This window comes from Bradyrhizobium sp. DOA9, from assembly GCF_000617845.2.
GTDB lineage: Bacteria > Pseudomonadota > Alphaproteobacteria > Rhizobiales > Xanthobacteraceae > Bradyrhizobium.
In genome coordinates this window covers 4,963,238-4,985,392 of record NZ_DF820425.1, presented here as the reverse complement: position 1 = coordinate 4,985,392, position 22,155 = coordinate 4,963,238, and the positions used below count along the sequence as shown (strand labels likewise).

The 22,155-nt window shown below is 66.8% G+C and carries 16 protein-coding genes; 8 read left to right on the top strand and 8 right to left on the bottom strand.

From position 1 onward, the window contains the following. Positions 1–202 precede the first annotated feature (202 nt). Positions 203–1,585, bottom strand: coding sequence for a hypothetical protein (locus BDOA9_RS23315; protein ID WP_025036378.1), 1,383 nt, complete (start codon positions 1,583–1,585; stop codon positions 203–205). Positions 1,586–1,758: 173 nt separating this feature from the next. Here BDOA9_RS23315 and glmU point away from each other — a divergent pair, with 173 nt between their 5' ends. Beyond that, positions 1,759–3,114, top strand: coding sequence for a bifunctional UDP-N-acetylglucosamine diphosphorylase/glucosamine-1-phosphate N-acetyltransferase GlmU (glmU, locus tag BDOA9_RS23310; protein ID WP_025036377.1), 1,356 nt, complete (start codon positions 1,759–1,761; stop codon positions 3,112–3,114). Between the two features lie 6 nt (positions 3,115–3,120). On the opposite strand, the gene BDOA9_RS23305 is transcribed toward glmU, so the two are convergent. Beyond that, the gene (locus tag BDOA9_RS23305) at positions 3,121–3,339 is read right to left on the bottom strand and encodes a hypothetical protein (protein ID WP_025036376.1); all 219 of its coding nucleotides are present in this window, start codon (positions 3,337–3,339) and stop codon (positions 3,121–3,123) included. Between the two features lie 220 nt (positions 3,340–3,559). On the opposite strand from BDOA9_RS23305, the gene glmS reads away from it, so the two are divergent. From glmS to BDOA9_RS23290, 3 genes are all read left to right on the top strand, one after another. Beyond that, positions 3,560–5,386: a glutamine--fructose-6-phosphate transaminase (isomerizing) gene (gene glmS, locus BDOA9_RS23300; RefSeq protein ID WP_025036375.1), complete on the top strand. Its 1,827-nt coding sequence runs from the start codon at positions 3,560–3,562 to the stop codon at positions 5,384–5,386. 83 nt (positions 5,387–5,469) lie between these two features. Then, positions 5,470–6,240, top strand: coding sequence for a DUF502 domain-containing protein (locus tag BDOA9_RS23295; RefSeq protein ID WP_025036374.1), 771 nt, complete (start codon positions 5,470–5,472; stop codon positions 6,238–6,240). Positions 6,241–6,344: 104 nt separating this feature from the next. Beyond that, positions 6,345–7,202: an NAD(P)-dependent oxidoreductase gene (locus BDOA9_RS23290; protein ID WP_025036373.1), complete on the top strand. Its 858-nt coding sequence runs from the start codon at positions 6,345–6,347 to the stop codon at positions 7,200–7,202. Between the two features lie 160 nt (positions 7,203–7,362). On the opposite strand, the gene recG is transcribed toward BDOA9_RS23290, so the two are convergent. After that, on the bottom strand, positions 7,363–9,471 hold the full coding sequence (recG, locus tag BDOA9_RS23285) for an ATP-dependent DNA helicase RecG (RefSeq protein ID WP_025036372.1): 2,109 nt from the start codon (positions 9,469–9,471) through the stop codon (positions 7,363–7,365). Positions 9,472–9,661: 190 nt separating this feature from the next. Here recG and BDOA9_RS23280 point away from each other — a divergent pair, with 190 nt between their 5' ends. Further along, positions 9,662–9,952 (top strand): FAD assembly factor SdhE, encoded by a 291-nt coding sequence (locus tag BDOA9_RS23280; protein ID WP_025036371.1) that lies wholly within the window; start codon positions 9,662–9,664, stop codon positions 9,950–9,952. Then, positions 9,949–13,467 carry a transcription-repair coupling factor gene (gene mfd / locus BDOA9_RS23275; protein ID WP_025036370.1) on the top strand — a complete coding sequence of 1,173 codons (3,519 nt, stop codon included), beginning with the start codon at positions 9,949–9,951 and terminating at the stop codon, positions 13,465–13,467. The genes BDOA9_RS23280 and mfd overlap by 4 nt, the downstream gene beginning before the upstream one ends. Before the next feature lie 121 nt (positions 13,468–13,588). On the opposite strand, the gene BDOA9_RS23270 is transcribed toward mfd, so the two are convergent. From BDOA9_RS23270 to BDOA9_RS23260, 3 genes are all read right to left on the bottom strand, one after another. Next, the gene (locus tag BDOA9_RS23270; RefSeq protein ID WP_025036369.1) at positions 13,589–14,812 is read right to left on the bottom strand and encodes a hypothetical protein; all 1,224 of its coding nucleotides are present in this window, start codon (positions 14,810–14,812) and stop codon (positions 13,589–13,591) included. A gap of 85 nt (positions 14,813–14,897) precedes the next feature. Continuing rightward, positions 14,898–16,400 (bottom strand): class I adenylate-forming enzyme family protein, encoded by a 1,503-nt coding sequence (locus BDOA9_RS23265; protein ID WP_025036368.1) that lies wholly within the window; start codon positions 16,398–16,400, stop codon positions 14,898–14,900. 4 nt (positions 16,401–16,404) lie between these two features. Continuing rightward, complete coding sequence (locus tag BDOA9_RS23260) at positions 16,405–18,261, bottom strand: extracellular solute-binding protein (protein WP_025036367.1); 1,857 nt, start codon at positions 18,259–18,261, stop codon at positions 16,405–16,407. Between the two features lie 261 nt (positions 18,262–18,522). On the opposite strand from BDOA9_RS23260, the gene BDOA9_RS23255 reads away from it, so the two are divergent. Beyond that, complete coding sequence (locus BDOA9_RS23255) at positions 18,523–19,347, top strand: invasion associated locus B family protein (protein WP_025036366.1); 825 nt, start codon at positions 18,523–18,525, stop codon at positions 19,345–19,347. Positions 19,348–19,421: 74 nt separating this feature from the next. On the opposite strand, the gene hspQ is transcribed toward BDOA9_RS23255, so the two are convergent. Continuing rightward, positions 19,422–19,754 carry a heat shock protein HspQ gene (hspQ, locus tag BDOA9_RS23250; protein WP_008564941.1) on the bottom strand — a complete coding sequence of 111 codons (333 nt, stop codon included), beginning with the start codon at positions 19,752–19,754 and terminating at the stop codon, positions 19,422–19,424. A gap of 106 nt (positions 19,755–19,860) precedes the next feature. On the opposite strand from hspQ, the gene BDOA9_RS23245 reads away from it, so the two are divergent. Continuing rightward, the gene (locus BDOA9_RS23245) at positions 19,861–20,814 is read left to right on the top strand and encodes an AEC family transporter (RefSeq protein ID WP_025036365.1); all 954 of its coding nucleotides are present in this window, start codon (positions 19,861–19,863) and stop codon (positions 20,812–20,814) included. Between the two features lie 176 nt (positions 20,815–20,990). On the opposite strand, the gene BDOA9_RS23240 is transcribed toward BDOA9_RS23245, so the two are convergent. After that, positions 20,991–22,004, bottom strand: a complete 1,014-nt coding sequence (locus tag BDOA9_RS23240; protein WP_025033457.1) for an IS5 family transposase — start codon at positions 22,002–22,004, stop codon at positions 20,991–20,993. Between the last annotated feature and the right edge of the window lie 151 nt (positions 22,005–22,155).

Below are 22,155 nucleotides of genomic sequence, written 5' to 3'. Positions count from 1 at the left end.
GTTTGGACGGGGCGGGGCGCTGTGAAAGAACGCAAACCTGCCAGCTCGGGTCCAAGCGTCCGATCGCCGCATGCAAGCGGCTTCGGTCGCGGCGGGGCGTTCTAAAGCGCGATGAGATTTGGATGAATCGTCATCGCGCTTTAGTTTGTTGCTTGCGCATGATCTTTCCGGAAAACCGCTTCGCACTTTTCCGGATCATGCTTTAGCGCCTGAAGATCGACGACAGCGTCGATGTGGCCGACGCGGCCTCCGGCTTGGCCGGCGTCGGCTGCGCCGCAGGCGGGGGCGCGGGCTCCTCGCGCTTGGAACGTTTCGACGAATAGCTGCGGCGGCGCTGCGGCTTCTCGGGCTTTGCACTCGACGTCGGCGCGGCTTCGGCCTGCGGTGCGGCGTCCTGGCTCCTCTCGACGCTGTTGTCCTGAACCCTCTCTTGCACCCTCTCTTGGGACTTCTCCTGTCCCTTGTCCGGCGTCTTGTCGGAGCCGCGCATCGACAGGCGCTGGCCGTCGAACACGGTGGTCTCGCAGTGACGGGCGTTCTCGGCGAGGCTTGCGCAGAATTTTGCGGCGGCGGCGGCGTTGACCAGGGGACCGGCGCCGAGGCGGAGCTGCATGCCGAGGCCGGTGGTGCCTTCCTTGATCATGATGATCGGCCGCAGCGCTGCGATCTCCGGGTTGGACTTGGTCACGCCGCGCCAGAGCGCGCGCAGGCCGTCGATCGAGTTGGCGCCGCCGAGATCGATCGCAAAGCGCGTCTGCTGAACGGCGATGGCCGGGGATTCGGTCTCGGCTGTGTCCGGCGCTTTCGTTGCTGTCGCGACGATCTCGGCCGCGGCGGGCGCCGGCTCGGCCTTCTTCTCGGCGGCCTTTTCAGCCGCTTCGGGCTGCATCAGTTTCGATGCGGCCGGATCAGGCGGGGCCATGAGCGACTTGGCGGGCACCAGCGGAATGGTCGGCAGCGCCGAATTCATGACCGGATTCTGCTGCACGAGCGAGGCGGCGGCCGCGGTCTGCGGCGCTGGGCTCGCCGGCTCCTTCAACGCTTCCTTCGAAGTGTCCTTCTGAGAATCCTTCTGAGCATCCTTGGTGGCTTCGCTGCGCGGCTTCTCGCCCGCCGGGGTCGGCGTCGAGGCGACCGGCGCGACACTGGGCGCTGCCAGTGCTGCGTCCTGCGGCTTCGCGGGCGGCGGCGTGGCGGCCTGCTTGGCAATGGCGCCGGTGACGGAATCGAGCCCTTGCTCCAGCACGGTGACGCGCGAGTACAGCCGGTCGCGGTCGCTGTTCAGCGTCTCGATCGCGGCGGCGAGCCGGCGCGCTTCGTTCTGGCTGTCCTTGGTCAGCAGCTGGAGCCGGTCGGCCTGGCGCACGAGATCGGCGGACGCAACCTGGTCGCGCCGCCAGCCGAGCTGGGCCTGGTTGGCCATCACGGCAATGACGACGGCGCCGACGGCCGCCACGCCCCACGAGCCCAGCCGCCACATCATGCGCCGGTCGAAGGCGTTTTCCTCGGCCAGAAGTCCGGAGAACAGCCCGCCGGTCTCCTTGGTGGAGAAGGCATCCGCCAGTGGGTCGGAATCCTTTGCCATGAATCTTAAGCGCCCAGCCCCGTCCGGCTTCCCCGAATCAATCAGGGAACATTAACAGGAAAAGCGCGCCGCACTTGAATTCCGGGCGTTTGCGGGGGTAGCAAGGCGGTAGCTTCCGAGGGCCGCACCGCCCGCCGCGCCAATTTGATTCGGCCATAGCCGTCAGGATTTCGATGACCGCCCGTTCCAGCCTCACGATCGTGCTCGCCGCCGGCGAAGGCACGCGCATGCGATCGAGCCTGCCGAAGGTGCTGCATCCGGTCGCTCACCAGAGTCTGCTCGCCCACGTGCTCGCCGCCTCACCCAAGGGAACCGGCACCTCGCTCGCGGTCGTCATCGGCCCCGATCACCAGGCGGTCGCCAATGAGGCCAGGCGCATCCGCCCCGACGCGCTGACCTTCGTGCAAGCCGAGCGGCTCGGCACCGCGCATGCGGTGCTGGCGGCGCGCGAGGCCATCGCGCGCGGCGTCGACGATCTCCTGATCGCGTTCGGCGACACGCCGCTGATCTCGGCCGAGACCTTTGCGCGGCTGCGCGCGCCGCTGGCCCGCGGCGCCGCCATTGCCGCGCTCGGCTTTCGCGCCGCCGACCCGACCGGCTACGGCCGCTTCATCGTCGAGGGCGACCGCCTGGTTGCGATCCGCGAGCAGGCCGACGCCAGCGCCGACGAGCGCAAGATCGATTTGTGCAATGCCGGCGTGATGGCGATCGACGGCCGCCGCGCGCTCGACATTCTCGGGCAGATCGGCAACGCCAATTCCAAGGGCGAATATTATCTGACGGATGCGGTCGAGATCGTCCGCAGGCAGGGATGGGAGTCGGTGGTGATCGAGACCAGCGAGGACGAGGTGCGCGGCATCAACACCAAGGCGCAGCTCGCGGAAGCGGAAAGCGTGATGCAGGCGCGCTTGCGCAAGGCGGCGCTGGAGGCCGGCGTCACGCTGATCGCGCCGGAGACCGTGTATCTGTCCGCCGACACCGCGTTCGGCAAGGACGTCACGATCGAGCCGTTCGTCGTGATCGGCCCGGGCGTGTCGATCGCGGACGGCACGGTGATCCATTCGTTCTCGCATATCGTCGAGACCACGCTCGGCAAGAACGTCTCGATCGGTCCCTATGCGCGGCTGCGTCCCGGCACCTCGCTCGGCGACGGCGCGCGGATCGGCAACTTCGTGGAGACCAAGGCGGCGACGCTGGAGGCCGGCGTCAAGGTCAACCATCTCTCCTATATCGGCGATGCTACAATCGGCGCCAATTCCAACATCGGCGCCGGCACCATCACCTGCAACTACGACGGCTTCAAGAAGCACAAGACGGTGATCGGGCAGGGCGCCTTCGTCGGCACCAACTCCTCGCTGGTCGCCCCGGTGACGATCGGCAAGGGCGCCTATATCGGCTCCGGCTCGGTGATCACGAAGGACGTCCCCGACGATGCGATGGCGCTGGAGCGGAGCCCGCAGACGATCCGCGAAGGCGGCGCGGCGCGCTATCGCGAGCTGAAGACCGGCGGCAAGAAGCCGAGGACGTGAGCGCCGCTATTCCTCGTCGGCGAATTCGGAGAAGATCGCGCGGGTCAGGCGCCAGCCGCGCGGCTTGGCGCGCTTGGCGGGTTCGCCCTGCACATGCTTGACGAAGACGGGCTTGCTTTCCTTGCCGCGCTGTGGCGGCGGCCAATGCGCGAGGTGCGTGCCCGTGGTCTCGCTGGCGCGCAGATACATCGACGATAGACCCTTGCGGTCGGACGAGCCTTTCATGACCTTGTTCTCCGGCCTGAATCGTTGGTCAAATCCGTTGACAACAAGTTAACGTGCACGGTTTAAGGTCGGCCAATTCGACGCAGGCCAAGCTCGATCGCGATTCCAGCGCTGTCTCAATCAGCAATAATTATTGAGTATCTGGTTCCCTGCGATTTTCGCTAAAAACCGGGCGCGTCGTTTAGGCGATTTTTCGACGATTTGGGGGATAGTGATCCGCATGTGCGGGATTGTCGGCATTCTCGGGCGCGAGCCGGTTGCAGAGCAATTGGTGGATTCGCTCAAACGTCTCGAATATCGCGGCTACGATTCCGCGGGCGTCGCCACGCTCGAAGGCAAGCACCTGGAGCGCCGCCGCGCCGAGGGCAAGCTGAAGAACCTGGAGAAGCGGCTGGAGGCCGAGCCGCTTCTGGGCACCACCGGCATCGGTCACACCCGCTGGGCCACCCACGGCAAGCCGACCGTCAACAACGCCCATCCGCACGCGACCGAGCGCGTCGCCGTGGTCCACAACGGCATCATCGAGAATTTCCGCGAGCTGCGCGAGGAGCTCGAAAAGAAGGGCACGGTGTTCCACACCGAGACCGACACCGAGATCGTGCTGCATCTCGTCGACGATCTGCTCACGCGCGGCAACAAGCCCGTGGAAGCGGTGAAGCTGACGCTGGCGCGCCTGCGCGGCGCCTTCGCGCTCGGCTTCATCTTCGCCGGCGACAACGACCTCATGATCGGCGCCCGCAACGGCCCGCCGCTGGCGATCGGCTACGGCGACGGCGAGATGTATCTCGGCTCGGACGCCATCGCGCTCGGCCCGTTCACGGACACGATCAGCTATCTCGAGGACGGCGACTGGGTGGTGCTGACCCGCAACAGCGCCGCGATCTTCGACAAGGACGGCCATGCCGTCCAGCGCGACAAGATCAGGCACGCCGCCTCGACCTCGCTGGTCGACAAGGCCAACTACCGCCACTTCATGGCCAAGGAGATCCACGAGCAGCCGGAGGTGGTCGGCCACACGCTGGCGCGCTACGTCGACATGGCGACCGAGCGCGTCGCGCTGCCGGTCGAGCTGCCGTTCGATTTCAACGACATCCGCCGCATCAACATCACCGCTTGCGGCACCGCCAGCTATGCCGGGTTCGTCGCAAAATACTGGTTCGAGCGCTTCGCGCGCCTGCCGGTCGAGGTCGACGTCGCCTCCGAATTCCGCTACCGCGAGGCACCCTTGCGCAAGGGCGATCTCGCCATCTTCATCTCGCAGTCCGGCGAGACCGCCGACACGCTGGCGGCGCTGCGCTATGCCAAGGCCGAGGGCGTGCACACGATCGCGGTCGTCAACGTGCCGACCTCGACGATCGCGCGGGAGAGCGAGACGGTGCTGCAGACGCTGGCGGGACCCGAGATCGGCGTCGCCTCGACCAAGGCCTTCACGTGCCAGCTCATGGTGCTGGCAAACCTTGCGATCGCGGCCGGCAAGGCGCGCGGCGAATTGTCGGACCAGGATGAGACCAAGCTGGTCCACGGCCTCGTCGAGGTTCCGCGCCTGATGGCCGATGCGCTCACCAGCGAGCTCCAGATCGAGAAGCTGGCGCATCGGATCGCCAAGTCGCGCGACGTGCTCTATCTCGGCCGCGGCACCAGCTTCCCGCTGGCGCTCGAAGGCGCGCTGAAGCTGAAGGAGATCTCCTACATCCACGCCGAGGGCTATGCCGCCGGCGAGCTCAAGCACGGGCCGATCGCGCTGATCGACGAGACCATGCCGGTCGTCGTCATCGCACCCCACGACCGCGTGTTCGAGAAGACCGTCTCCAACATGCAGGAGGTCGCCGCGCGCGGCGGCAACATCATCCTGATGACCGATGCCAGGGGCGCGGCGGAGGCGACCGTGGAGTCCCTCGTCACCATCGTGATGCCGGACATGGCGGCAGCCTTCACGCCGATGGTCTATGCCGTCCCGGTGCAGCTGCTCGCCTATCACACGGCTGTCGTGATGGGGACCGACGTCGACCAGCCGCGCAATCTCGCGAAATCGGTGACTGTGGAATAGGCAATCGGATATCGGTCGGCCGCTCTCTTCCAAAACCTGCTAGAAGACCCTAGCTTGTTGGCAGCGACCGACCTGGAACCCGAATGACCCCCCGCGACGACGCGCCTGCGCCTCTTGATCCCGTTCCGGAACCTCATACCGGCCTGATGGGCCGTTTCCGCAACTACTTCCTGACCGGCCTCGTGGTGACGGGGCCGATCGCGATCACCCTCTACCTGGTCTGGTGGTTCGTCACCTGGGTCGACGGCGTGGTGCGGCCGTTCGTGCCGCTGGCCTATCGGCCGGAAACCTATCTTCCCTACGTCATTCCCGGCTGGGGACTGATTGTCGCATTCTTCACGCTGACGCTGGTCGGCTTCCTCGCGGCCAACCTGATCGGCCGCACGCTGGTGGATGTCGGCGAGACCTTTCTCGGCCGGATCCCGGCGGTGCGCGCGATCTATCGCGGCCTGAAGCAGGTGTTCGAGACGCTGTTCTCGGGCAAGGGATCGAGCTTCCGGAAAGTGGGCCTGGTCGAGTTTCCTTCGCCGGGCATGTGGTCGATCGTGCTGATCTCGCAATCGCCGAACGAGGACATCTCGCGCAGCCTGCCGGGGCAGGAGGAGCATGTCTCGGTGTTCCTGCCGTGCTCGCCGAACCCGACCACCGGCTTCTTCTTCTATGTCCCCAAGAGCAAGATCATCGAGGTCGATCTCACCGCCGAGGACGCCGCGACGCTGATCATGTCGGCCGGCGTGGTGCAGCCGGGCTCGGCGCCCGATCCGAAGAAGGCGGCCGCGCTTGCGGGCATGGCGAATGCCGCGCGTATCGCCAATGCCTCCACGCTCCGGCCCGAACCTGCGAAGGCTGAGTAGGGCCATTCCGCCGCGGGATGGCCGCTTTCACGCAGGCGCATTCGTCCTCTGCTAGTCTCAGGGTCGAGCGAGGCTGCCGCTCGGAATTCGACCTGGAGTGCACGATGTCCAAAACCATTGCGATCCTCGCCCCCGGCGCCATGGGCAGCGCGGTGGCCCGCCGCCTCGGCGAGAACGGTGCGCGCGTGCTGACGTCGCTGCAGGGGCGGAGCGAGGCGACGCTGAAACGCGCGGCGGATGCCGGCATGGTCGGCGCCGAGGACGACGCGATCGCGGACGCCGACATCATCCTCTCGATCGTGCCGCCGGGCGAAGCCGTGGCGCTGGCCGAGCGGCTGGCCGCGCTGATCGCGAGGCGCGAGAAGAAGCCGGTCGTGGTCGATTGCAACGCCGTCAATGTCGATACCGTGCAGAGAATCGAGGAGATCATCGGCTCGGCGCAGGCGCCGTTCGTCGATGCCGGCATCATCGGCTTTCCGCCGCAGCGAGGTGGCAAGAGCCCGGCCTTCTACATGTCGGGCGAGCATGCCAAGGACGTCGCCGTGCTCGGGGATCTCGGTCTCGACGTGCGGATCGTCGAGGGGCCGGTCGGCGCGGCGTCGGCGCTGAAAATGTCCTATGCCGGCATAGTCAAGGGTCTCGCCGGCATCGGCTCGGCGATGGTGATCGCCGCGACGAAAGCGGGCGCGGCCGATGCGCTGCGCGACGAGCTCGCGCTGAGCCAACCCGCCATTTTGGCGCGGCTCGAAGTCGCACTGCCCGACATGATCCCGAAGGCCTATCGCTGGGTCGCCGAGATGCGGGAGATTTCCGGATTCCTGGGTCCGGACCATCCCGCCAGCCAGATCTACGAGGGCTTTGCGCGGTGGTTCGAGCATCTCGCCGAGGATGCGAAGGGCGAGGCGGCGGATGCGGAGCTGATGAAGGCGTTTGCGGCGAGCATCGCGCGGACAAAATCCTGATCGCGCGCATTCTCGCTCCCTCAACACGTCATTGCGAGCGCAGCGAAGCAACCCAGACTGCCTCCGCGGAAAGATTCTGGATTGCTTCGCTGCGCTCGCAATGACGAGGAGGATCCGGTGCCCTTGCGTTTGTTACGAACCTTGCGGCACTGCCTCAAAGCTATCCCGCCCCAATCAGCGGAATAGCCTCATCGCGTTCGTAGAGATACAGCAGGCAGCGTAGCGCCTCGCCGCGCTCGCCTTTCAGCTTGGGATCGTCCTTGAGGATGCGCAGCGCCTCGTCTCTGGCCTGGGCGATGAGCTGGCCGTGCACCTCCGCCCGCGCGATGCGGTAGCCGGGCAGGCCGCTCTGGCGCACGCCCAAGACGTCGCCTTCGCCGCGCAGCTTCAGATCTTCCTCGGCGATGCGGAAGCCGTCGGTGGTCTCGCGGATCACTTTCAGCCGCGCCTTCGACATCTCGCCGAGCGGCTCGCCGTAGAGCAGGATGCAGGTCGAGGCTTCCGAGCCGCGTCCGATGCGGCCGCGCAGCTGATGCAACTGGGCAAGGCCGAAGCGCTCGGCGTTCTCGATCACCATGATGGTCGCCGCCGGCACGTCGACGCCGACCTCGACAACGGTGGTCGCGACCAACAGGCCGATCTGGTGGGCGGCGAACTGGGCCATGACGCGGTCCTTCTCGGTGCCCTTCATCTGGCCGTGGACGAGCCCGACGTGGTCGCCGAAACGCTTTTGCAGGGTCTCGAACCGCTTGGTCGCGTTGGTGAGATGCTCGGTGCCCTCGGCGTCGGATTCATCCACCAGCGGGCAGATCCAGTAGACCAGCTTGCCGGCTTCGAGCGCGCGGCCGACGCCTTCCATGACCTCGCTGATCCGGCTCATCGGCACGGCGCGGGTATCGATCGGCTGGCGGCCGGCCGGCTTTTCGCGCAGCTCGGAGATGTCCATGTCGCCGAAATAGGTCAGCACCAGCGTGCGCGGGATCGGGGTCGCGCTCAGCACCAGCACGTCGACGGCCTCGCCCTTGGATGTCAGCGCGAGGCGCTCGCGCACGCCGAAACGGTGCTGCTCGTCGACGATGGCAAGCGCGAGATCCCTGAAGATCACGTCATCCTGGATCAGCGCATGAGTGCCGACGAGGAGGTCGATCTCGCCTTCGGCGAGCTGGAGGATGATCTCGCGTCGTTCCTTGCCCTTCTCGCGGCCGGTGAGGATGGCAACGCGCATGCCAGCGCGCTCGGCGAGCGGGGCGATGGTCTTGATGTGCTGGCGCGCCAGGATTTCGGTCGGGGCCATCAGCGCGGCCTGCTTGCCGACTTCGGCGACCGCGGCGGCCGCGAGCAGCGCCACCACGGTCTTGCCGGAGCCGACGTCGCCCTGCAGCAGGCGCAGCATGCGCAGCGGCTGCTTGAGGTCTTCGGCGATCGCCGCCGCAGCGCTGCGCTGTGACGGCGTCAGCGCGTAAGGCAGGGCGTCGATGATCTTGTTGCGCAGGTGTCCATCGCCGGCGTTGCGCACGCCGGCGGGGCGGCGCAGCTGCGCGCGGATCAGGGCGAGTGCGAGCTGGCCGGCCAAGAGCTCGTCGAAGGCGAGGCGCGACCAGAAGGGACGGTCGGGCAGGATGTCGGTCAGCTCAAGCGGCTGGTGCACGCGATTGAGCGCTTCCGCGATCGGCGGGAAGTCGCAGCGGCGCAGCACGTCCGGGCTGATCCATTCCGGCAGGGCCGGCAGCTTCAGCAGCGCTTGCGCAATCGCACGGCGGAGCGAGCCGAGCGCGAGGCCTTCCGTGAGCGGATAGACGGGATCGATGCCCGACAGCTTCGAGATCGCTTCCTCGTCCAGCACACGGTCGGGATGCACGATCTGCGGAATGCCGTCATACATCTGCAGCGTGCCGGAGACGTAGCGCTTCTCGCCGACCGGCAGCAGCTTTTCGACATAGCCGGGCTTGGCACGGAAGAAGGTCAGCACGACGTCGCCGGTGTCGTCGCTGGCATTGACCAGATACGGCGCGCGCGAATTGCGCGGCGGCGGCGGGCGGTGGCGATCGACGGTGACCTCCAGCGTCACCATGGTTCCCTGGGCCGCGTCGCGGATCTTCGGCCGGGCCCGGCGGTCGATCACCTGGCTCGGCAGATGCAAGAGCAGATCGACCAGCCGCGGCGTCTCGCTGCGGCTGAGCAGGTACTGCAGCAGCTTGTCCTGCTTCGGACCGACGCCGGGGAGGCTGGTCACGGGAGCAAACAGCGGATTGAGCAGGCTAGGGCGCATTCGTGCAACAATCGTCATGCGCGGGCTCGACCCGCGCGTCCATCTTTTCAAGAGGATGGATTGCCGGGTCAAGCCCGGCAATGACGACCATAAACAATTGCAACAACAAGGGCTGACATAGCCACCCCGAGTGGCTATATCACCCCCGCCCGGCACGTCCGGGCTTTCTGCGTTTGACTGGATTTGGGACATGACGGGAACGACACGATCGAGCAGCGGGCTGGACGACCGCCGCAAGCGGCTTCTGTTCCGCTGCTGGCACCGCGGCACGCGCGAGATGGACCTGATCCTCGGCCGCTTCGCGGATGCCGAGATCGGCAATCTGTCCGATGACGAGCTCGGCGAGCTCGAGCGCCTGCTCGAGGTCAACGATCCCGATCTCTATGCCGCCATCACCGGCGACAAGGTGCTGCCGGCCGACGTCACCGGCGCGCTGTTTACCCGCATCAAGGCGTTTCCGATCGCGGACGGCAACGCATGAAGCAGGGCATGAAATCTCCGGCCGAGCTGCTCGCGCCCGGCCGTGCCCTGACGCTTGCCAATGTCGCCGAGGGCGCCGAAGGGCTCGTGGTCTCGGACCTCGCCCGCGCCATCGCGGCGAGGCCGAAGAAGCCGGCCGTCAGCCTTGCGGTCGTCTGCCGCGACGGCGGGCGCATGCAGTCGCTCGAACGGGCCCTGCGGTTCTTCGCGCCCGATCTGCCGGTGCTGACCTTTCCGGCCTGGGATTGCCAACCCTATGACCGCGTCTCGCCGCATGGCGGCATCCTGGCGCAGCGCCTGACCACGCTGGCGCGGCTCGCCTCGCTCACCGGCAGCGACAAGCCGCTGATCGTGCTGACCACGGTGAACGCGGTGGTACAGCGCGTGCCCGCGCGCGAGCTCGTGGCGGCGCAGGCGTTGTCGGTTGCGCCCGGCAACGTGGTGCCGATGGACACCGTCGTCGCCTGGCTGGAGCACAACGGTTACAACCGCTCTTCGACCGTGCGCGAGCCCGGCGAATATGCCGTGCGCGGCGGCATCCTGGACCTGTTTCCGGCCGGCCTGGAGCAGCCGGTGCGGTTCGATTTCTTCGGCGACAGCCTGGAATCGATCCGTTCGTTCGATGCCGAGACCCAGCGCACGCTGCTCGACATGCGTTCGCTCGACCTCGTGCCGGTGTCCGAGTTCCAGCTCGTCACCGACACCATCCGCAGATTCCGCATGGGTTATGTCGCCGAGTTCGGCGCGCCCGAGCGCGACGATGCGCTGTACGAGGCGGTCAGCGAAGGCCGCCGCCATCCCGGCATGGAGCACTGGCTGCCGCTGTTCCAGGACCGCATGGACACGGTGTTCGACTACCTGCAGGGCGCTGCGATCGCGATCGAGCCGCAGGCCGAGGACGCCGTGCGCGAACGCTTCAAGCAGATCCTCGACTATTACGAGGCCAGGCGCGAGGCCATGGAGCATCCCGGCGGCGGCGCCATCTACAAGCCGTTGCCGCCTGACCGGCTGTATCTGACCGAGGAGGAATGGGGCAAGCGCCTCGGCGCGATCCCGCTGGCGCGGTTGACGCCGTTCTCGGTGCCGACAGATGGGACGAGCGTCGTCGATGCCGGCGCGCGCAAGGGCCGCGACTTCGCCCCGGAGCGCAACGACAGCAAAGTCAACGTGTTCGAGTCCGTCGTCGGCCACGTCATGGCGCTGCAGGCGCAGCGCAAGAAGGTCGTGATCGCGCTGTGGACGGAGGGCTCGCGCGACCGCATGACTTCGATGCTGCGCGACCACAAGCTCGCCCACACCACCAGCGTCAATTCCTGGCGCACGGTGCAGGCGACGCCGCGCAACGAGACCATGCTCGCCGTGCTCGGCCTCGAAAGCGGCTTCGAGACCGACGAGATCGCACTCATCAGCGAGCAGGACATCCTCGGCGACCGCCTGGTGCGGCCGCGCAAGGCGAGCCGCAAGCTCGACAATTTCATCTCGGAGGTGACGAGCCTCACCGCCGGCGACATCGTCGTCCACGTCGATCACGGCATCGGCCGGTTCATCGGCCTGCAGACGCTCGACGTCGCCGGCGCGCCGCACGACTGTCTCGAGCTGCATTATGCCGCCGAGACCAAACTGTTCCTTCCGGTCGAGAACATCGAGCTGCTGTCGCGCTACGGCTCGGACCAAACGACGGTCGAGCTCGATCGTCTCGGTGGCTCGGGCTGGCAGACCCGAAAAGCGAAGCTGAAGAACCGCATTCGCGAGATCGCGGGCGAGCTGATCAAGATCGCGGCCGAGCGCATGCTGCACGAGGCGCCGAAGCTGCCGGTGCATCAGGGCCTCTACGACGAGTTCTGCGCGCGCTTCCCCTATGACGAGACCGAGGACCAGCTCGGCGCCATCGAGTCGACGCTGAAGGACCTCGAAAAGGGCCGCCCGATGGATCGTCTGATCTGCGGCGACGTCGGCTTTGGCAAGACCGAGGTGGCGCTGCGTGCCGCCTTTGCGGTGGCACTCGACGGCAAGCAGGTCGCGGTCGTGGTGCCGACCACGCTGCTCGCGCGCCAGCACTACCGGACCTTCAGCGAGCGATTCAAGGGCTTCCCCGTCAACGTCGCGCAAGCCTCGCGCCTGATTCCGACCAAGCAGCTCAACGAGGTCAAGAAGGGGCTCACCGACGGCTCGGTCGACATCGTCGTCGGCACCCACGCGCTGCTCGGCAAGGCGATCAAGTTCCGCGACCTCGGCCTGCTCATCGTCGACGAGGAGCAGCATTTCGGCGTCAGCCACAAGGAGCGGCTGAAGGCGCTGCGCGCCGAGGTGCACGTGCTGACGCTTTCGGCAACCCCGATCCCGCGCACGCTGCAGCTGGCGCTGACCGGCGTTCGCGAGCTCTCGATCATCGCATCGCCCCCGGTGGATCGCCTCGCAGTGCGCACCTTCGTCGCCCCGCACGATCCCCTGATGATTCGCGAGGCGCTGCTCCGCGAGCGCTATCGCGGCGGCCAGGCGTTCTACGTGGTGCCGCGCATCGACGACCTCGCCGAGGTCAAGGACTTCCTCGACAAGAACGTGCCCGAGATGAAGGTCGCGGTCGCGCACGGGCAGATGCCGCCGGCCGTGATCGAGGACATCATGACCGCGTTCTACGACGGCAAGTTCGACATCCTGTTGTCGACCACGATCGTCGAGTCCGGCCTCGACATTCCCAATGCCAACACGCTGATCGTGCACCGCGCCGACATGTTCGGCCTTGCCCAGCTCTACCAGCTGCGCGGCCGCGTCGGCCGCTCCAAGCTGCGCGCCTATGCGCTGTTCACGCTGCCGGCGCAGCAGAAGATCACGGCGCAGGCCGAGCGCCGGCTCACCGTGCTGCAATCGCTGGAGACGCTGGGCGCCGGCTTCCAGCTCGCCTCGCACGACCTCGACATCCGCGGCGCCGGCAATCTCCTGGGCGAAGAGCAGTCCGGCCACATCAAGGAGGTCGGCTTCGAACTCTATCAATCGATGCTGGAGGAGGCGATCGTCAACCTCAAGGCCGGCGTCTCCGAGCCCGCCGCCGACCGCTGGTCGCCGTCGATCACCATCGGCATGCCCGTGCTGATTCCGGAGGATTACGTCAGCGACCTCTCGGTGCGGCTGTCGCTGTACCGGCGCCTTGCCGATCTCGACACCGAGGAGGAGATCGAGAATTTCGGCGCCGAGATGCGCGACCGCTTCGGCGTGCTGCCGGACGAGGTGCGCTATTTGTTCAAGGTCGCTGCGATCAAGGCGTTCTGCCGCCGGGCCAATGTCGAGAAGATCGACGCCGGCCCGAAGGGCGCCGTCATCGTCTTCCGCGACAATTCCTTCGCCTATCCCGATCGCCTCGTGACCTTCATCCGCAGCTACGGCCAGGCCGCCAAAGTGCGGCCCGACATGAAGGTGGTGTTCCTGCAGGACTGGGAGACGCCGGAAGAGCGGCTCGCGGGCACGACGGAGATCATGCGGCAGCTGGCGCAGCTCGCCGAGAGCAAGAAGGCGGCGTGAGGCGAGGCGGGATCTCGTAGGGTGGGCAAAGGCGCTCTTGCGCCGTGCCCACCATCTTTCGATGATGCGAGAATTCGTGGGCACGCTTCGCTTTGCCCACCCTACCGCACCGAGGTTGTCGCTACGATGCCGCCCGTGACGCGTCCGCCGACAGTCGCGCCAGCAGAGACCTTGCCGTATCCGACGGCGACAGCGAGTCCACGCTGACCACGGGATCGCTGCGCATCTCGTGCTTGCCGTTCGAGGTGTGCCGCATCACCGCGGACAGGCGGCGGGCGATCATGTGCGCGGTGCGGAAGTCGGTTTCCGCGAACACGACGATCACCGAGCCGTCCTTCTGCGCGGCGCCAAAATCCATCTGCCGCATCAGGCGGCTGAGGATGCGGGCGGCGTCGAGCTGGGCGCGGGGATTGTTGGGGTCGAAGGCGAAGCGCGCCACCGACAGGCCGCCGCCGCGGGCGAGCGTCTGCTCGACCGCCTTGGCGAAATCGCGGGCGAAGGCTTCGACCGTGAGCAGGCCGCTGCGCGGATCGAGCCAGCCGCCGGCATCGATCGAGCGCAGTGTGCGGCTCAGCTGCGCTTCCATGGCGTGCTGGCGGATCAGCGGCAATGCATTGGCTGCGATCCTCGTCGGCTCGCCCGCGATCAGCTCGAGATTGGGCAGGTCGTAGCTCTGGGTGAGCTGGTGGGCGGTCACGACCACGGGGAGGCTGCGGAAGCGGGTGTCCTCGGCGAGCACGGTCAGAAACGCGTCGGTCACGCGCGGGGTAAAACCTTCGGCGAGCACGACGCCGTCGAGATCGCGGGTGTTGAGGTGCTTTGCGGCGGCCTCGATCGAGAGCGCGCCGACCACGCCGACGCGTTCGCCGAGCGCGACGGAGAGCGCAGGGTAAGCGGCGCCGCGGCCGATCAGGAGCACGGTGGCATCGCGCGCGGGATCGCCTTCCGGCAGCGCGACCTTCACTTCGGGCAGCCGGCGCAAGACCGTTGCGTGCAGCGTCCGCACGCGCAGCGCGGCCCGGAGCCGCGCGATCAGCCGGTCGGGATTGCCGCCGCGCGAGGAGAAGGGCAGGGCGTTGTGCGGCATCGAGCCCGCCGCGTCCAGGGCCACGAAGGGCAGGTAAGGCGATTGATCGGCGATCTTCTTTGCAAGCCGCGTCACATGCCCCTCGTGCCCGACATGCACCGCAGCGAGAACCGCCGCCGGCTGCACGTCGTCGACCGCGCGCGATGCGCTGGTCCAGTCGGTGTCAACGACGGGAAACAGCCGGGCCTCGTCCAACGCCGCCACGAAGGCGGGGCGTTCGGCATCGGACACAAACAGGATCGGGCCCGCCTGGGACATCGAGACACTCAAGATCACGCGACAGATGCGCGCAATCTAGTTTGGCCGTCTTAATGCTGCGTCAACGCAGGCGCTGAAACCGCGCCTAGGCCGCTCCGGAGCGGTCGCGAAAAGCCTCGACCATCAGGGGGTTAAGCCCGAGCTCGCTGAGCGCCTCGCGGGCGCGGGCATTGTCCTGGGCGCGGCCGGCGAGCCGGTGGCCGGAGAGCCGGTCGGGCAGCGCCGTGAGCAGGGCGCCCTGGCCGAGCCGGCGCGCCCATTCCTGCAAATCGTTGGAGAGGAAGCGATAGCCGCCGACGGCCATGATGCCGGAGGGCGGCGCGGTGATGCAGATCGCGCCGCTCGGGCGGTCGAGCCGCGCGGCATAGCCGGTGTCGACATAGTCGCGCGGCGGCTGCGCCGTCAGGGTGTCGCCGACCGGCTTCGGCGGGGCGTAGGCGGCGATCGGCACCATCGCACCGCGCAGGCCGAGCGTGCCCTTCGGCGTCAGCAGGATCTCGCCCGCGATCGAAGAGCCGGACTGCTCGCGCGGGGCGCCGTGCGGCCCCGGCATCACCGTAGCAGGCATGCCGTCCTCCCCGCGGCGGGCGCCGAACAACCCGGCCTCGCCGAACAGATAGACGTCGGTCAACGGCGCATGCGGCGCGATCCAGGCATCGCTCGCCGCCACCTGCTCGGGCGCGCGCCACAGGCCGATGACGTTGCGCAAAGTAGGCAGCCGCGCCGCGAGGTCGGCATCGCCGAGCCGCAGCGCAAGCTGCGCCGGCGCGATCAGCACCTCGCATTCGTGCTCGTTGATCTGCTGCTCCAGCACATCGTTCTCGAACGGATGGTGCAGCGCCAGCGTGCCGCCCGAGAGCAACCACACCGCGAGCGAGGAGGCGAGCCCTGCGAACGACATCGGCGTGAACGCCGCCATGACCGTTGCGCCCTGCTTGATGTCGGCTTCGAGCGACATCGCAAGGCCGCCCGCGATCAGGCTGAAATGCGGCCGTGGCACCGGCCGGAAGCCCTCCGCCGTGACGTCGAAGGAGATCATGGCCGCCTTGCGGCCGTCCTGGATCACGGCGCGCGTGGTGCCGGGCGGGCGCGCCAGCACGTCGTCGAGCGAAGCCATGCCTTCGGGCAGGTCGCTTCCGAAGCCGAACACGTGCCGGATCGAGAACGCCTCGGCCGCGGCGTGCATGGCGAGATCGGCATAGCTGACGCCGTCGACCGTGCTCATGGTGACGATGGCGCGCGCGGCGGTGCGGTTGAGCGCGGCGGTCAGTTCCGCATGGCGCCACAGCAGCGGCAGCACGGCGACGACAAGGCCGGCACGATGGGCGGCGAGCACGGTCAGCACGAACTCGACCGTGTTGGGCAGCTGGATCGCGATGACGGAATTGGCCGGCAGGCCCGATTCGACGAAATGCGCCGACAGCGCCTCGATGGCGGTATCGGCCTCGGCATAGCTCATCCGCCGCGGCTGGTGCCCGGTGATGCGCCCTTTGTTCAGCGGATCGAGCAGGGCGGTCGCGTGCGGCTGCCGCGTCAGCGTGCGCTGAAACAATGTGTCGAGCGTCGGCGATATGGCTGGCTGGTTCACGGCGTCACTTCGCTTGATGAGCTTGCGGCTGCCCCTTCGACCACCAGGTCTCCGGCAAATAGCCCGAGAGCGAGGTGGCCTTTGGCCGTTCTATCCGATTCCAGCGCGCGATCCATTGCTCCGAGACGTTAAACAGCGGGATTGTGTAGAAGCCCGCGATCAGGACGCGGTCGAGCGCGCGCACCGCCGAAACGAAATCCGTATGTTCACGGGCCTCGAGCAGGGCGGCGATCATGGCATCGACGGCGGGGTCCCTGGCGCCCATGTAGTTGCGGGTGCCCGGATTGTCCGCGGCCGCGCTGCCCCAATAGAAATATTGCTCGTTGCCGGGCGACAGCGACTGGTCCCAGCGGTTCTGGATCATGTCGAACTCGTAGCCGAGCCGGCGCTGGTCGAATTGCACGGGATCGACCGAGCGCACGCTGGCCTCGATGCCGGCGCGCCTGAGGTCGCGCTGGAATGCGAGCGCGATGCGCTCCTGGTCGCGCGTCGTGACCATGATCTCGAAGGTGAGGGGGGCCTTGGTCGCGCGGTTGCGCAGCAGAGTGCCGTCGAGATCGTAGCCGGCCTCCGACAGCAGCTTCAGCGCGGCGCGCAGTGTCGTGCGGTCGCGGCCCGAACCGTCAGTCACGGGCAGGCGGTACCTGCCCTCCAGGATGTCGGGTGGGATCTGTGCGGCGAACGGTTTGAGCAGCTCCCGCTCGCGCGCATCCGCAGGCCTGCCATAGGCCGACAGCTCGGAGCCTGCGAAATAGCCGGCCACGCGCGAATAGAGCCCGAAGAAATAGCTGCGGTTGACCAGCTCGAAATCGAACAGCAGTGTCAGGGCCTGCCGCACGCGGATGTCGGCGAAGACGGGACGGCGGGTGTTGAACACCAGGAATTCGGACGGCTGCGGCATGCCGGGCCTGACGGTGTCGCGGATCACCTCGCCGCTTTTGGCGGCTGGAAAGTCATAGCCGTCGTGCCAGCGCAGCGGCTCGTGCTCGACGCGGAAATCGTAGAGGCCGCGCTTGAAAGCCTCGAACTGGCCGTTGGCCTCGCGAAAATAGTCGAGCCTGATCTCGTCGAAATTGTAGAGCCCCCGGTTGATGGCGAGGTCGCGGCCCCAATAATCGGGATTGCGCGTGAGCGTCACGCTGGCGCCAGGCTTCACCGCCGTGACGCGATAGGGGCCTGTGCCAAGCGGCGCCGCCAGCGTCGTCTCCTCGAAGGTCGCGACGTCGATCGCGTGCTTGGGCAGGATCGGCATCAGGCCGAGAATCAGCGGCAGCTCGCGGTCGTGGGCGCCTGCCAGGTCGAATCGGACGGTGAGGGGATCGGGTGCTTCGGCCTTGGCGACCTTGCCGTAGTATTGCCGGTGATTGGGGCGGCCGTGGTCGCGCAGCAGCTGCCAGGAGAACAGCACGTCCTCGGCCGTGACCGGCTTGCCGTCGGAGAAGCGGGCGCGGGGATCGAGGCGGAAGGTGACGAAGCTTCGCTCGTCATTGGTTTCGACCGTCCTGGCGAGCAGGCCGTACAGCGTGAACGGCTCGTCCTGCCCGCGCGCCAGCAGGCTCTCGACCACGTAGCTGCGGACCGGCTGCACTGCCAATCCCCTGACGATGAAGGGATTGAGGCTGTCGAAGGTGCCGAGAATGCCCCAGGTCAGGCGACCGCCCTTCGGGGCATCGGGGTTGGCGTAGGGCATGTGTCTGAAATCGGCGGGCATCGCCGGCCTGCCGTGCATGGCGATCGCATGGGCCTCCTCGGCCGCGGCGGCGCCCGCCGACAGCCCCCCGGCAAGCGCAAGGGCAAGCGCAAGGGCAAGCGCACAGAGGCGGAGGCCGGGGCCCTCGAAGAGGCGCAGGAACATGAACATCGGCACACAGTGATTCGAGAACCGGCGGGGGCCGAATCTTATCACAGGGAATTTGATGGGGGTTTTGCACCAGACCGGCCAAAGACGCTTGTCGGCATTGATCTTTTCGTCGGCCACGTTAAGAAGGCACCCGATCGCGCAAGAGCGTCGAGCCCGTCACTTATCCGCCTCAATTGACGGGGAGAGAGCCGCGCCCAAGGCGGCCAGGTTCGGCGCTTCGGAGCGGTTCGGGCACTTCCCGTTCAGAAAGGGTTTTCCGCAATGAATTTCCGTTACTTGGCCGCGTCCGTCCGGCCGCGCGGGCGACTTCTCGCCCTGTTGGCGGCGACGGCATTGGCCGTTCCGTTTGCCGCCGAGGCCCAGACCCCTGCGCCGGCTCCCGGCGCCCCCGCCGCGCCCAAGGCCAACCCGGCTCCGAAGGCGCCGCCCAAGGCAGCCCCCAAGGCTCCGGCGCCGGCAGCATCCCCGCAGGCCCAGCAGGCTCCGGCGCAAGGCGCCCCGCAGCAGGGCGCAGCCCAGCCCGCCGACCAGCAGATCCAGCTGATCTATGCGCCCTGGACCAAGTTCTGCCTCAAGGGCCAGGACGCCAATGCCAAGCAGGTCTGCTTCACCGGCAAGGACGGCCGCATCGAGTCGGGCCAGCCGGTCATCGCAGCCGTGATCATCGAGCCGGAAGGCGAGCCGAAGAAGATCCTGCGCGTGACGCTGCCGCTCGGCATGCAGCTCGTGCACGGCACCCGCATCATCGTCGACAGCAACGCGCCGCTGCAGCAGCCCTATGTGATCTGCTTCCAGAACGGCTGCATGTCCGACTACGAGGCGACGCCCGAGCTCATCAACAACATGAAGAAGGGCCAGAATCTCGTTGTCCAGGCGATCAATGCCAACGGTGCGCCGCTGACGCTGCCGCTGCCGCTCGCCGGCGAATTCCAGAAGGCCTATGACGGTCCGCCGACCGATCCGAAGGTGTTCGAGGAAAACCAGAAGAAGCTTCAGGAAGAGCTTCAGAAGAAGGCTGACGAGCAGCGCAAGAAGCTCGAGCAGGGCGGTGGTGTCCCCGGCGCCGCTCCGACCGGTCAGAAGTAATCGGGAGCAAATCCCTGACGTGAAAAAGGCGCTCGGTTCGAGCGCCTTTTTTGCTGGCCGATGACCGGCGACGATCAGTTCAGCGAGGGATTGCGCGGGCGATAGCCGCCGGCCTTGTCCTTGATGAAGATCTCGGCCACCTGGGAATGCCGGACCGGCTCGCCGGAATCGTCGGGCAACAGGTTCTGCTCCGAGACGTAGGCGACGTATTCGGACTCCGCGTTCTCCGCAAGCAGGTGATAGAACGGCTGGTCCTTGTGGGGCCGCACCTCCTCAGGGATCGACAGCCACCACTCCTCGGTGTTGTTGAATTCCGGATCGATGTCGAAAATCACCCCCCGGAACGAGAAGATCCGGTGGCGAACGACCTGTCCGATCTGGAATTTGGCGGTCCGCGCTTTAATCATTCCCCGTCGATAGACCAGGATTGTGGCCGATGCTAGTGCCCTTAGCCGGAATTAACCTTCGTTTCCGGGACGGATAGCCCCCAAGCCTTCAGAAGAAACTTCAGCAATGGTCGATATCCTCAATCTGGCACTGCCTTATTTCGGCTTGATCTTCGTCGGTTTCGCCTGCGGCAAGGTCAAGTCCATCCCGGAATCGGGGCTGGCCTGGATGAACTTCTTCCTGCTCTACGTGTCGCTGCCGGCGCTGCTGTTTTCGATCATGTCGAAGACGCCGTTTTCGGAATTGAACAATCCGCCGTTCCTGGTGGCGACGACGCTGTCGACGGTCGCGGCATTCACCCTGGCGCTGGTGGTCGGCAAGCTGCTCGGACGGCTGACGCTGCGCGAAGCGACGCTCGCGGGTCTCTCCGGCGGCTACGGCAATATCGGCTATATGGGCCCGGGCCTCGCGCTCGCGGTGCTCGGGCCGAAAGCGGCTGCGCCGACCGCGCTGATCTTCTGCTGCGACAGCATCTTCCTGTTCACGATCGTGCCGCTCTTGATCGAGCTTTCCGACCGCGACCATCCCTCGCTCGTCCACGCCTTCGGCGTCGTGCTCAAGCAGATCGTGCTCAATCCGCTGATCATGTCGGCCTGCTTCGGCGCTGCGGTGGCCGCGCTGCATATCGAGCTGCCGGTCGCGCTCGACCGCACCATCACCTTCCTGCAGAACGCGGCCGCGCCGACCGCGCTGTTCGTGCTCGGCGTGACCGTGGCGCTCCGTCCGTTCGATCGGGTACCGTGGGAGGTGCCCGGCGTGATCGCGGTCAAGCTCGTGATTCATCCACTCCTGGCGCTCGCCCTGATGCTGGCGTTCGGCCCGTTCGCGCAGCCCTGGGCCGCCACCGCCGTGCTGATGGCCTCGCTGCCGCCGGCGCTCAACGTGTTCGTCATCGCCCGGCAGAACGACGCCTGGATCGAGTCCGCCTCCGTCGCGGTGCTGCTCGGCACCTTCGCATCGGTGGTCACGCTGACCAGCGTGATGTGGGCGATCCAGACGGGACGGCTGGCGTTTCCGTGAGGCGTTCAACTCCTGACAACACGAACGGTGCGCTCCCTCTCCCGCTTGCGAGAGCTTTGCGTAATGAGTTGTGCTGGAGTGAAGTTCGATATGGGGCTTTTTTTGAACGGCCTCGCGTAGCCCCAGAGGGGTGGGGCGTCTGTTTTTCGTGGCCGCGGGGTAGCGGCGGGTGGTGGTCACGCTGCGGCTCCTATCGGGCACAGCACCGCCCATCGTTTGAGGTTCATGGCGAGGCAGATCAGGCGCAGATGCGTCTGATTGCGCGCCAAACCCAGATAGCGAGCGCGCGCCCAGCGGTAGCTGCCCTTGAGGCGCGCGAAGACCTGCTCGACCGGTGCGCGGCGCTTTCCCACGGCATTGTTGAAGCGCTTCTGCCGCTCGGTGAGCGGATGATGCTTGTTCGGCCGGAACATCAGCCTCGGCTTGATTCCTCGCGCGGCGAGCCCGCTGCGGCGCTCGTGCTTGTCATAGGCTTGGTCGGCATAGACCGCCTTCTCATCACCACAGACCAACTCGTCGGCGGGCACCGTGTCGTTGACCGCAGCGTCGGTCAGCTTGCTGCGGCGGACGATGGCCGAACTCTGATCCATGCCGATATGGGCTTTGTAGCCGAAGTACCGCTTGCCGCCCTTCTTGGTCCAGCGTGCATCTGGATCGCGCTTGCTGTTGACCAGCTTGCTCGGTTCACGGCCGTCCGGGCCGGGCGGCTGCGGGTCCTTTGGCGGCTTCGGCGGCTTTACTGCTGCCGAGATCAGGCTCGCATCGATCAATGTGCCCCGGCGCAGCACCAGCCCGCGTGCGTCGATCTGATGCAGGATCTCGGCGAACAGCTTCTCGTCCAGACCGGCTCGCTGCAAAGCCTCGCGGAATCGCCAGATCGTCGTGTGATCAGGCGTCTCGTCGCTCAGCACAAAGCCGCAGAAGGCGCGGAACGAGGCCCGGTCGTCGAGCGCTTCCTCGAGCGCCGGATCGGAAAGCCCATACCATTGCTGCAGCAGCAGCGCCTTGAACAGCACCAGTCGCGGATAGGGCGGAGGGCCGCGCTCCGGCTCCGGAAGACCATTCAGCACTCTCTCCACTGCCGCCCAGTCGACCAGTTCGCCAATCCGCTTCAGCACCGGGCTACCCTTCCCTCGCCGCGATACCAGCGCATCCGCGAAGCTCAGTTGCCCAACCTCTCGATATGCCATCCGAATCCGCCTCCACCACAGGCCCTAGAGAATCGCAAATCCTCCTCTTGTGCAAAGCTCTCGCTTGCGGGGAGGGTTGGGGAGGGGCTCTCTCCGCATCGGAATTGTCGGCGAAGGTCCCTGAATGGAGAGAGCCCCCACCGGCGCTTCG